This is a genomic window from Dyadobacter koreensis (assembly GCF_900108855.1).
Lineage (GTDB): Bacteria > Bacteroidota > Bacteroidia > Cytophagales > Spirosomataceae > Dyadobacter > Dyadobacter koreensis.
This window is the reverse complement of record NZ_FNXY01000007.1, coordinates 194,878-206,863: the sequence shown is the minus strand read 5'-3', so window position 1 is coordinate 206,863 and position 11,986 is coordinate 194,878. Positions and strand designations below refer to the sequence as shown.

Here is an 11,986-nt window from a genome sequence, read left to right as displayed (position 1 = left end):
TTTTAGCGTCCGAAAAATTCGGTAAGACAAACATTTGCTGGGGAATGAATTCCCCTAAAATAATGCAAATTTGACATCCAGCCTTACTAAACGGTCGAAATATACTTTGCATTAATAAGCAATAAGAGAGTCCGGCTTGCTTTCGCATCCTCATAATTATCTTGGATGAGCTGCTTTATTTTATTAATTCTCAATTTTACAGCGAGCATTTCAAGGATCTGAAAAGAAGCCATTTCAATACTTTCAATATTATGAAGATAAAAGAGAATCGACATATCTCTTAATTCAGGATTTTCACTATGCTGTTTTATATCCTGAAAAGAATCCTCAATGAGTCCTTTTAAACCGTTTGGATTTGCATCAATATAGGATATATCTAATATATCGTATATTTCGTCCATACGGGATATCTGTTTTTTTACTTCTTCGATGGTATCGAGTATTCCTTCCCGCAAATCCGAAAAGTATACACTGTCGAAAAGTTCGGGCAGTTCGGAAACAAGTAATGTTTTTGCGGCATAGATTTTATTCAGATGATGGATGAAAAATTCTTCCAGATCGCTCTTATTCAGGCTTATATTATCCTCTTGGTACATAATTATTACATTTTTCAGGAAATAAATCTGTTTACTTGAGTCAAAAGACTTGTTAGATTGTAAGGCTTGGCAAGGTAAACATCGGCTTCACATTCTCTGGCTATATCATGAAGATTATACTCTCCGGAACACAAAACAACCGGAAAATTTCTTGTTTTTGTATCAGCTTTCAGTTCACGGCATATTTCTGCTCCGCTTTTTGATGAGCCTTTGATTCGAACGTCTAACAAAATAAGGTCGGGATGGAGAACATAAATATCATTTGTTCCCATTTCAGTTTCGGAGAAAATGACTTCATGTCCGGAATCACGAAAAACAATTTTCAAAAGTTCAAGTATGTCCCTGTCGTCATCAATTACAAGTATTTTTTTCATACATCAGGGCTGCCGTAGGGTTTATATATTTCAATCGGGATAATTAGCTAAAATATCAGGCCAGTAAATTATAATAATACTAATAAAAGTAAAGCAGAAATTATGTTGTTTTTCCTCCATGAAATTAATTATCTATTATTTACAAAGCTTTAAGAGTTAATTTTTCATTGACGAATGTCATACTGATCTGAGCACCATAGTGGAGGATATTTTGTGGACTAAAATTCCGGTACAAACGAATGGAATTTTATCTAAACCTGGCAGAAATTAATTATTTAAGATAAAACACTCTGAACGCTAGTAAAAAAAAGGTAAGTAAAGTATTATTGAAGAACTTGCGGGTGGTCAGGCAAAGGCTGGAAGGAGCAGGATCAAAACGAAATATACTGAAGACCAGACAAGATCGCGTTCAAACTATCATTGGTTATGTCAAGAAGAAAACAATTTGATCAATTAAAGGCCGACTTTGGTAAGATAAAGACAGACACTTTTGATTTTAGTAAAATTGAGCGTTTCTTTCTTCTAGGCGACAAAAGGAAGTTTTACCAGGTAATCCAGGACCGGACTTTTCAGGACCTGGATATGGGTGAGGTATTCATGTTTATTGACCGGACAATTTCCAGAATAGGGCAGCAGTTTTTGTATAGCGTGTTGAGAACTATTCCCGGCAATAGTAAAAGGTGTGATAAATTTGAGGAAATCATAAATGTCTTGAACGCGAACCCTGAGATCAGGGACCAGATAATGCTGGAACTTAGTTTATTGACTAATAAAGATGCATATTATATTTCTTCACTTTTTCTCGAAAATCATATCCCAAAGCCCAACTGGTATTGGATAATTCCAGTTCTTTCCCTTATCAGTTTCTCCTCAGTTTTAGCATCTTTTTTATTTCCCAAGATACTTATTTTTTTGGTTTTGTTACTGATGGTCAACTTTGGTGTTCATTATTGGAATAAAATAAATTTATATAAGTACAGCGGATCGATTCCACAGCTGCTTTTATTGAACCAGATCGCCGGGAGAATTGCAAAACTGCCTGTAATGAGCAGCCGAGTAAGTCCCGAGGTTTCCGATTCGATAAGGGCAATAAACGGCCTGGGTATGCAAATGTCACTTTTTAAATTGGAGGTGAAATTGCAAAGTGAGATCGGTCTGGCAGTGGAGTATCTGGTTGAGCTCGTAAAAGCACTTTTCCTGATTGAGCCGTTGGTGCTTTATAATGTTTTGAAGGAACTCGACTCAAAAAGGAGTGAAGTTCAGCAGGTTTATGAATTCATCGGGGAACTGGATGTTGCCATGTCTATAAGTTTTTTACGTAACGATGTGCCTTATTTTTGTTTTCCCAAGCTTACCAGCCAGAAAAAGCGAATAACTGCCACAGAGGTTTACCATCCCCTAATCTATCAATCGATCCCGAATTCAATTGATCTGAATGAAAGATCGGCGCTGTTAACTGGGTCGAATATGTCAGGGAAAACGACATTTATTCGAACCATTGGTATCAATGCGATCACAGCCCAAACAATCAATACTTGTTTTGCAGAAGAATTTAATTCCCCCGTCCTGAAAATTCATTCGGCAGTCAGGATATCAGACGACCTCTTAAGTGAGAAAAGTTATTATTTTGAAGAGGTGCTGACCGTCAAGTATTTACTTGAAGAGAGCACTTCTGGTTTTCAGAACTTATTTCTGCTTGATGAACTATTCAAGGGCACCAATACGGTGGAGAGAATCGCGTCAGGAAAAGCAGTTTTAGCCTATCTGGATAAAGGGCCAAATATTGTTTTTGTAGCCACGCATGACCTTGAACTTGCCGAATTGCTGGAAAATAAATTTTCGCTATATCATTTTACAGAGGTCGTTCAGGACGGCGCCATCGCTTTTGACTATAAAATCAAAACCGGAAATTTAAGAAATACAAATGCAATAAGGATTTTGGAGTTGAACGGATACCCCAGAGAAGTAACGGATGAGGCAACGATTTTGGCAAACCGCATTTACAATATTAAAAAAGCTGCAAGTCGTTAAGTGAACGATTTTCCAACCCTGTAATAACACCTTAATTTGAATCTGGCGGTATTGTCTTGGGCATTATCTGCCTTCGCCGGTTTCTCAAAGAAGTTTAAGGCTTCTTAAAAACAGATACCGGATATGGTTATATTCAGCAAGAAAGGGTGTAGAGTCCTTCCATCATTCAGGCTTGAAACTAGTAGGGTAGTCTTGTGCAAAAAATGCTGTTGTTGACAAAAACGCTTTGTTCAGTAAATAGTTATTTCAAATTCAGGAAGCTATTTCCTGAACGATACTACTATACTCGCAAATTTTGTAAGGCTTGACAAAATATTTTCGGACGCCAAGCTTGTAAGCTTTTTCAATAAGTTCTTTGCATGTGGTAGTCGAAATCATGAAGACAGGTATATTCCGGTATTCGCTCTGCGACTGGAGAAATTCTATGACGTCAAAACCATCTATTTTAGGCATGTTCATATCGGTACAAATCACAATGTGCTTTTTATCGAAGTCATCTATTTCGAGCGCCTTCAGAAGATCCTGCCCATCCGTTTGTTCAACGATTTCTACATTGCCTAAAACAGCATGAACTGCTTCTTTCAGAAACATTCGGTCATCATCATCATCATCAACGATATAAAATTTTCTCATTTGCGTTCTTTTATTATAAAGATTTTCCAAATGTGAAGAGCCTTGCATTCGGGAGTGAGGTTAAATGATGACGGGATTAATCAACTTCCAATTGTAGTTTATATTTGATGCTAATATAGAATTAGTTTTACGAAATCGCAATTGTTTATCAAACTGGATTTGAATTCCTAAACTATCCGGATCGCAAGAGAACATTTTTCCAGCATAAACCATATACCAGCTAATCCTGCCCAGGCGCAATATGACCTATTGAAGCATCATATGCTGGCATTTAGTATGACCACGCTGAGTGATCTTGCACCGCAAGAGCAATAATTATTTTAAATAAAATTTAATTATACCAGTTCTAAATAAAAATTTAAGTTACTTTTGTGCTTGTCCAGGGAGCTTGTTTGTAAATAAGGGCCCTCAATTGTCTTTCAAAGAAAGAATACAATGATCATTAATTGAGTGAAAATGTTTAGCACAATTTGTCTGTTATTTTTTATAGGATTTATCTTTTGGATGAATACTTCACGGCGTATAAGCTGGCCGGAGAAGAATCCGGTAATGAACTACATGGTGAGAAAGCCGCTGTATAGCAAGTTTTTGGCATGTGCACTTTTCCTTCTGGCCACTGTCTTGCTGACTGGTTTGTTGGGTATTGGGAGCGGAATCTTTGCTGCTTTTGTAATCCTGATGATGGCAGGGTCCGTTTGCGTTTTGTTTTTCCCTTTCCGCTATTTTGGAACCAGGACCATAGGCCTTGTTTATGTTTTTGGTGTTGTGTCTGAAATTATTTTTAAGTAGAAATATGCCAGCAAATAAGAAATATCTGACAAAATCTCCCTGGATTAGGTTTAGTAAAATTCTCGCGGGAACGGCGGGAGGATATGTAGTAATGCTAAGTTTTCATCTTTTTTTGATGGCATTTCTTCCGAAAGAAGAAGTCATTGCGACTGCGTTTTTTACGGGGTATTTGCTGTGGGCATTTTTGCTGCTTTACGCCTTTATCGCGCAGAATGTATGGCGGGTTTGGGGAATTTACATTATGCTCACCGCACTATTTGCCTTGCCTTATCTACTGAAATTTAATCTGCATCATGGATACTAGAAAGTACAATATTTATTTTCACACGCATACCATCAGTGGGATCATCATTGCTGCTTTGTTGTATGTCATATTTTTTGCGGGATCCTTTTCTTTTTTTAAAGACGATATTTCTGCTTGGCAGAAGGGAAAGTCTGCGGTTGCAAAAACAATAACGGCCGACTACAATTATCTTTTTGATTCGCTCGCCCAGCATCATAATCTACGCGGAAGAAATTTTGATTTTTATGTGCTGCGTCAGGGACATGGTACTTATGTAAATATGAGTGCTTCACAGGACACTACGATAAGCAAGCCTAAGCCAAAGAAGAAAGAGCGTGGAAGGGGAAGGCGTGGAGGCGACGACGATTCGGCTTATTTCCTTTTCTATTTTGGCGATAAAACGCCAAGTTCTTACGCCGAAGGTTATGATATGGGAGAATTTTTGTATCGGCTTCATTTTCTCGCGCAGCTGAACCAGATTGGGATCAATATTGGTACCCCGTTCGGTTACCTTATTGCGGGAATTGTCTCTTTTATGTTCCTTTTCGCCCTGATAACCGGTCTGCTGTTGCATTGGGACAAGATAAAATCTAATTTCTTTATTTTCAGACCATGGAGTAAATGGAAAACGGTGTGGACTGATATGCACACGGCTCTGGGTGTCATAGGATTTCCTTTTCAATTGATATATGCGGTCACTGGCCTTGTGCTGATCGTAAACGTTGTGCTGATTTCTCCATTCAGTAAGCTGCTATACAATGGAGATTCCGAAAAGCTTTATGAAAGCCTGCAGTACAGTAGGTCCATGAATACGGAATATAGTTACCAACCGATGGCGTCTTCGTTTGATATGAATGCTTTTGTGACAAAATGGCAAAAAGAAATTAAAGGAGGTCAGATATCCAGGATTCATATTGGAAGCTACCTGGATCAGAATATGCAGGTAAGTATGGATACGAAGCCAGATCCAAAAGTAAGCTTCGCCGGATCAGGATTTGTTAAAGTGGATATCGCTTCGGGGAAAGTGTTGGAACAGAAATCGCTGGCTGCCGGCACAAATTACATTGACTGGGTGAAGGGATTGATCTATCACCTCCATTTCGGTGATTTCGGTGGAATTCCACTTCGAATTGTCTTTTTTGTTCTTGGGCTTATGGGTTGTGTAGTGATCACATCCGGAATTATGATTTGGCTTGTTGCCCGGGACAAGACTAATATTCCTGCCTACAAGCGTAAATTTAATTTCTGGGCAAGCAATGTTTTCATGGCTGCCTGCCTTAGCATGTTGCCGGTTACGGCATTTACATTTATAATGCTGAAAGTGCTCCCCCATGTCGATCAGTCGGTCATCTATCGCGTATATTTTTATAGCTGGCTGGTTCTTGGATTATATTTCGTTGCCAGAAGAAATCTTCCGCTTATGAACCGACAAACATTATTATTTTCAACTGTTCTTTGTTTTGGTGTTCCTTTGGCTAACGGATTTTCGACGAACTTATGGGTGTGGAATACATGGAAACAAGGAGCATTTGATATCTTGTTTATCGACTTGTTGTTTTTAATCCTGGCGCTCCTTTGTGCTTTTTCTTATTGGAAGGTGAGACTTCAGGCCAAATCGTTCTCAATTCTCAGTTTTAAGAAACGTGAGGAAAAGACTCTGATTAATAAAATGGTTTAGAGATAATTGCATACCTTTCATTAATTAAATTGCCACTATTATGTTTAACAAGACAGGGGCAATTTGTTAAATAGGTCTTTGTTCAGCATTAGATTTGTAAGAACATCCGGTTCTGGTTCCGGGGTGATATAAATGCGAAGAATATCATTGCACAGGTACTGAGCTAGCGTACCGTTATTTAATGAGCCGTCTTTTGGGTAATGTTTTTGATTTTATAGATAGTGGGAATCACTATCCCCGACAAATTTATCCTTAACAGAAACATAAGTGTTCCGCGTCATTTTATTTGGTGGACGACATCTACATTCCATCTTTGAGAATAAGCCGTTTCTTGCCAGGGAAAGATTTTTAACGGATTTAGATGATCATCATACCGGTAGGTAATGTCTAAAAAGATACTAATTATTGCTTAGAATTAAAGATCTATCGATGTTAGAGAATCTGCCGGTGTGAAATTTCTCGTATTTTACTTTTTTCAGGTTATAATTGAAGACAACATGAATCTTGTAATACCAAAGATCCAGTATGGAAGCGAAAGAACTTTTAAAACAGCATATAGCGAAAACAGTTTCTTTGAGCGAAGACCAATTCGATTACGTCTTTTCACATTTCACTATGCAGGCTTACAAAAAAGGGCAGGCTGTAATCAGTGAGGGTGAGAAGGTAAACCATGAATATTTCGTAGTTTCCGGTTGCTTAAAGGCTTTTTACATCACAGATGAAATTAAAATGTATATCCTCCAGTTCGCAATGCCTACCTGGTGGACTTCTGATTATGGTGCACTATATAATCAGACAAAGGCGACAATTAATGTGGATTGCATTACTGACGCAGATGTCTTGCGGATTTCCAATGAAGATCGCGAGAAGTTGTGTAAGGAGCTTCACGAGGTAGAACATTTTTTTCGCTGGCGTACCAACCGGGGATATCTTGCGTCTCAAAAAAGGCTGCTATCCTTTATGAACAACGACACAAAAGCACGGTATGAAGAGCTACTCGCCATGTATCCACAACTTTATAATCTTGTTCCAAAACATCTGATTGCCGCATACCTCGGTGTCTCGCGCGAGACGCTCAGCCGGCTTTACAACGGCCACCGATAATTCCGATACGAATGTGATGTAGATCACGTAAGGCCCTGCCGTTTCTTGCGGTCCTTTGTGTTATCAAATTTTAATCTTGATAACAAAAAAATGGAATCAAAAAACTACAAAGTCGATGGCGCTCAGAGCAGCATCGACTGGACAGGAAAGAAAATTACAGGAGCTCACAATGGCACAATCGACATTGCGGCGGGGACATTTGTTGTTAGCGGGCACAAGCTTCGCGGTGGAGATTTTACGATCGATGTCAGATCTATCAGAATATTGGACGTCACTGATCCCGATACCAATGCACAGTTTGCCGGGCATCTGTTATCGGATGATTTTTTCTCTGCCGAACGTTTTCCCGTAGCAAATTTTGAGATAATCAGTTCCACCTACGTGGAAGATGATAAGTACCAGATTATTGGAAATCTGACCATTAAGGCGATTACACATCCTGTAAGTTTCCTTGCTCAGGTTAACATTCTGGATGATGTTGTCACCGCATCTGGCAAAATTATCGTTGATCGAACCAAGTACGATATGAAGTTTCGCTCCGGAAACTTTTTCGCCAATCTCGGTGATACGTTGATTTATAACGAATTTGAACTTGACGTAAAGCTGACCGCAACCATCAGCTTCTAACCAGATAGCCATGCCATACGTAAAAATTGAGGTAACCCGTGAAGGTGTTACCCGTCAGCAAAAACAAGCTTTGATAGCTGGGGTGACCAATGTGCTCACTGAAATACTGAACAAAGATCCTAATCTTACTCACGTGGTTATACAGGAAATTGATCTGGATGATTGGGGTTATGGCGGTGAGCAGGTATCTGTCTTGCGGGAAAGGGGGATCACAGCCAACAAATGATTTTCTAAAATATCATGAAAATTATGAAAACTCAAACCATAATCATTACCGGCGCGTCGACTGGAATTGGTAAAACAATGGCAGGATTGTTCCTGGAGAATGGATTTAACGTGGTTATCAATGCTGCGAATGAGGCAAATCTGAGGAAAACGTTTATTGAACTCGGTCACCATGATCGGCTATCGATGATAGCTGGTGATATAAGCATTCCCGCGACTGGCAAATTATTGGTCGAGACGGCTGTCGGTAAATTCGGCGCAGTGGACGTGCTCGTGAATAACGCGGGTATTTTTGAGCCTAAATCTTTTTTGGAAGTCGACGAAAATTATCTGGACAAGTTTTTGAACATCAATTTGAAAGGTACTTATTTTACGTCGCAAGCGGCGATAAAACAGATGTTAAACCAGGGAGGAGGATCGATCATCAATATCGGTACTGTGCTTGTTGATCATGCGATCGGAGGTTTTCCAGCGACTGCGCCTATTTCGAGCAAAGGCGGTATTCATGCTTTGACCAGACAACTGGCCACTGAATTTGGGAAATACAATATCCGTGTCAACGGAATAGCACCTGGAATTATCAGAAGTCCTCTCCAGGCAAAAACCGGTGTTAACAACCCAGATAGCCTTGCGGGTCTTCACTTGCTGAACCGTATCGGCGAAACACAGGACGTCGCTGAATTGGCACTTTATCTGGCAAAAAGTAATTTTGTTAGCGGTGAGATTATTAATCTGGATGGCGGACATGTTGCCGGACATCATATGGCGTAACAGCAAGTAAATTTAAAACTTTTTAATGGTATGCAAAGGGTGTCAAGCCCGGCGCATACCTTCCTGTCATGGATAAAAAAATGGACAATTATTCAAGCAATGCAGCGGCTGTGTCTGCTGTATTAAACAATTACTTTACAGGTGTCTTTACCGGAGATACATCGCTGCTCAGGCAGGTCTTTCATCCGGAAGCGTTGGTAGCGGGAGATATCAACGGACATTCTTATTTTAAAAGTTTGGCACAATACCTCCACGGAGTTGAAAACCGGCAAAGTCCCTTTGAGCTCAATGAAAAGTTTCGGATGGAAATACTTTCAATTGAAATAATTAATTCCATTGCGGTTGCCAAGGTACGTCTGCCTATGTTCGACTTTAATTATTATGATCTGCTTTCTCTGACTAAGGCTGAGGGGAAATGGGTTATTGTTAACAAATTATTGACTAATGTAAGCCTTTAAAACCATGTGGAACCGAACAAAAATCACCGAACTTTTTGGTATTCGTTATCCAATACTTTTGGGTCCCATGGGCGGGGGATTTTCAACACCTGAACTGGCAGCTGCGGTTTCAAATGCTGGGGGACTGGGTAGCGTTGGAACCTACACGTTTAGTCCGGACGATATAATTGCAATGGCAAAAGCTATCAGGAATAAAACCGATAAGCCATTCAATATCAACTTGTGGGTTTCCGACGTAGATTTAAGTCTGAGTAACGACGCGTGGGAAGATCTGAAAAGAGTGGAAGCACTTTTTAAACCCTACTTTGATGAACTGGGTGCTGAATTGCCTGTGTTGGATATGAATATACCTTCAAAATTCGAGCAGCAAGTCGATGCTGTTTTTGAGATCCGGCCATCCGTTTTCAGTTTTATATTTGGTATTCCATCAGTAGAAATACTTCGGGAAGCGAGAAGATTAGGCATAAAAACAGTCGGCGCTGCCACTACGCTTGATGAAGCCCTGGCCTTAGAAGACGCAGGAATTGATGCCGTTGTTGCCGCTGGTTTTGAGGCAGGAGGGCATAGGCCATCTTTTCTTCGACCAGCACAGGATTCTCTTACCGGGACATTCACGCTGATCCAGCAGATCAAGGCTAAAATTAGGATCCCTGTTATTGCCGCAGGCGGGATTGGGAATGGAAGAGGAATCGCAGCTGCCCTCACTTTGGGCGCTGATGCTGCACAAATTGGTACTGCCTTTTTGTTAACGGACGAATCAAATGCGAGTCCACTTCATAAGGCTGCACTTTTGTCTGATGAGGCAAAATATACGGTTCTTTCCAAATCCTTAACGGGCCGGTTGGGCAGGATGATCCGTAATCGTATCACGGAAGATGTTCCAAACCAAATACCTGTTTTACCATTTCCATTGCAGACCCGTTTGATAGGGCCACTTAGAGAAGCTGCACTTGCTCAGGGAAAAACTGATCTGCTAAATTTTTGGTCTGGTCAGAATACCTGTAACTTGAAACGCACAAGCGCAGGAGTTCTGATGAAAGAACTGATCGCAGACACAGAGAAGATTTTAAAAAGTAGAGAATCAACTCGTAACGGAAAGTAAGATTATTTGTGTTGACGATTTCGCGCCTGACTCTCTTCTAATCTATAATTGATTTTCAAGGCAATATCAGCTCCTGACTTGATCTGGGCTGATATTGCTTTGTGTTATATAGCTATTTTAACTTTTTTTTGCGGTTACCAGGATGCTTATTCGACTATACTAATAGTCTGTCTAACTGGATGAAAAAACTTAACAATATGCGTTGAAATTAAATTTTCAATATTAAAGTAAAAAAATCCCTGTTCGAAATTAAAATTTCTATTCATTCTTAGGTCTGTAATATTAATAAAAGCAACGAGTTATATCATGTTCAAGAAAGCCGGAATTCTGTTTTTTGCATTACTATGTTGTACTATCACTCACGCTCAGGTGCAAGTGATTGAGCAAAAGTTTACCGTTGCGCAAGATGGCAGCGGAAATTATAAGACTATACAGGAAGCTGTAAATGCTGTGAGAGATCACTCCGAGCGCAGGGCAGTTATTTTAGTCAAAAAGGGAATTTACAAAGAGAAACTTGTTATTCCGGCATGGAAAAAGAACATTTCATTAATCGGAGAGAGTAAAGAAGAAACCGTAATCACCAATGGTGATTTTTCGGGTAAAGATTTTCCGGGCAAAGATTTTACACAAAATGGCAAGTTTAGTACCTATACCTCTTACACGCTGTTAATCCAGGCGAACGATTGCAGCCTCAAAAATCTGACAATAGAAAACACAGCTGGTCGGGTTGGGCAGGCTGTTGCGCTGGCTACCGAAGCCGACAGGATTGATGTTCATAATTGTGATATTTTAGGAAATCAGGATACACTGTATACCTCGAAAGATGGGCGAAATTATTTCAGGGATTGTTTCATTGCAGGAACAACGGATTTTATTTTTGGAGAAGCGACGGTAGTTTTTCAAAACTGCGTGATCAAAAGTCTGGCAGATTCCTACATTACCGCTGCTTCCACAACGAAAAATCAGGCTTTTGGTTATGTCTTTCTAAACTGCAAGCTGACCGCTTCTGATGAGGCAAACAAAGTTTATCTCGGAAGGCCCTGGCGACCTTACTGTAAGACTGTTTTTATTGATACAGAAATGGGTAAACATATTGTGAGTCAGGGCTGGGATCCCTGGAAGGGCGATAATATGTTCCCTGAAAAAGAAAAAACAGCATTTTATGCAGAATTCAATAGCTCTGGCGATGGCGCAAATCCGAAAAATCGCGTTGCATGGTCTAACCAACTTTCAAAAAAAGAACGTGAAAAATATACGCTCCAAAATATCTTCTCAGACTGGATCCCTTCCCAGCAGTGAAAAGCGATTACTCACA

Annotated in this window: 14 protein-coding genes; 11 read left to right on the top strand and 3 right to left on the bottom strand. The window is 39.9% G+C overall.

The window, feature by feature from the left end; all coding sequences use genetic code 11:
• Positions 1-86: 86 nt before the first annotated feature.
• Both BMY70_RS22280 and BMY70_RS22275 read right to left on the bottom strand, forming a co-directional pair.
• Positions 87-596 carry a DUF892 family protein gene (locus BMY70_RS22280; protein ID WP_090338506.1) on the bottom strand — a complete coding sequence of 170 codons (510 nt, stop codon included), beginning with the start codon at positions 594-596 and terminating at the stop codon, positions 87-89.
• A gap of 14 nt (positions 597-610) precedes the next feature.
• Positions 611-970 (bottom strand): response regulator transcription factor, encoded by a 360-nt coding sequence (locus tag BMY70_RS22275; RefSeq protein WP_090338505.1) that lies wholly within the window; start codon positions 968-970, stop codon positions 611-613.
• A 426-nt stretch (positions 971-1,396) separates the two neighbouring features.
• On the opposite strand from BMY70_RS22275, the gene BMY70_RS22270 reads away from it, so the two are divergent.
• Positions 1,397-3,001 carry a MutS-related protein gene (locus BMY70_RS22270; protein ID WP_229209729.1) on the top strand — a complete coding sequence of 535 codons (1,605 nt, stop codon included), beginning with the start codon at positions 1,397-1,399 and terminating at the stop codon, positions 2,999-3,001.
• Positions 3,002-3,253: 252 nt separating this feature from the next.
• Here the strand turns inward: BMY70_RS22270 and BMY70_RS22265 are convergent, their stop codons facing one another.
• Positions 3,254-3,634, bottom strand: a complete 381-nt coding sequence (locus BMY70_RS22265) for a response regulator (RefSeq protein ID WP_177197109.1) — start codon at positions 3,632-3,634, stop codon at positions 3,254-3,256.
• A 504-nt stretch (positions 3,635-4,138) separates the two neighbouring features.
• Here BMY70_RS22265 and BMY70_RS22260 point away from each other — a divergent pair.
• From BMY70_RS22260 to BMY70_RS22215, 10 genes are all read left to right on the top strand, one after another.
• Positions 4,139-4,423 (top strand): hypothetical protein, encoded by a 285-nt coding sequence (locus BMY70_RS22260; RefSeq protein WP_229209728.1) that lies wholly within the window; start codon positions 4,139-4,141, stop codon positions 4,421-4,423.
• A gap of 4 nt (positions 4,424-4,427) precedes the next feature.
• The gene (locus BMY70_RS22255) at positions 4,428-4,727 is read left to right on the top strand and encodes a hypothetical protein (protein WP_090338501.1); all 300 of its coding nucleotides are present in this window, start codon (positions 4,428-4,430) and stop codon (positions 4,725-4,727) included.
• Positions 4,717-6,384 (top strand): PepSY-associated TM helix domain-containing protein, encoded by a 1,668-nt coding sequence (locus tag BMY70_RS22250; RefSeq protein WP_090338500.1) that lies wholly within the window; start codon positions 4,717-4,719, stop codon positions 6,382-6,384. Before BMY70_RS22255 ends, BMY70_RS22250 begins: the two co-directional genes overlap by 11 nt.
• Positions 6,385-6,909: 525 nt before the next feature.
• Entirely contained in the window at positions 6,910-7,488 is a 579-nt protein-coding gene (locus BMY70_RS22245) for a Crp/Fnr family transcriptional regulator (RefSeq protein ID WP_090338499.1), read from the top strand.
• A 90-nt stretch (positions 7,489-7,578) separates the two neighbouring features.
• A complete protein-coding gene (locus BMY70_RS22240; RefSeq protein ID WP_090338498.1) occupies positions 7,579-8,115 on the top strand; it encodes a YceI family protein in 537 nt (178 codons plus the stop codon).
• Positions 8,116-8,125: 10 nt separating this feature from the next.
• Entirely contained in the window at positions 8,126-8,341 is a 216-nt protein-coding gene (locus BMY70_RS22235; RefSeq protein WP_090338497.1) for a tautomerase family protein, read from the top strand.
• 23 nt (positions 8,342-8,364) lie between these two features.
• Positions 8,365-9,111 (top strand): SDR family NAD(P)-dependent oxidoreductase, encoded by a 747-nt coding sequence (locus tag BMY70_RS22230; protein WP_090338825.1) that lies wholly within the window; start codon positions 8,365-8,367, stop codon positions 9,109-9,111.
• 68 nt (positions 9,112-9,179) lie between these two features.
• Complete coding sequence (locus BMY70_RS22225; RefSeq protein ID WP_229209727.1) at positions 9,180-9,569, top strand: nuclear transport factor 2 family protein; 390 nt, start codon at positions 9,180-9,182, stop codon at positions 9,567-9,569.
• A gap of 4 nt (positions 9,570-9,573) precedes the next feature.
• Positions 9,574-10,671 carry an NAD(P)H-dependent flavin oxidoreductase gene (locus BMY70_RS22220; protein ID WP_090338496.1) on the top strand — a complete coding sequence of 366 codons (1,098 nt, stop codon included), beginning with the start codon at positions 9,574-9,576 and terminating at the stop codon, positions 10,669-10,671.
• A gap of 306 nt (positions 10,672-10,977) precedes the next feature.
• Entirely contained in the window at positions 10,978-11,970 is a 993-nt protein-coding gene (locus BMY70_RS22215) for a pectinesterase family protein (RefSeq protein ID WP_090338495.1), read from the top strand.
• The last annotated feature ends 16 nt before the right edge of the window (positions 11,971-11,986 follow it).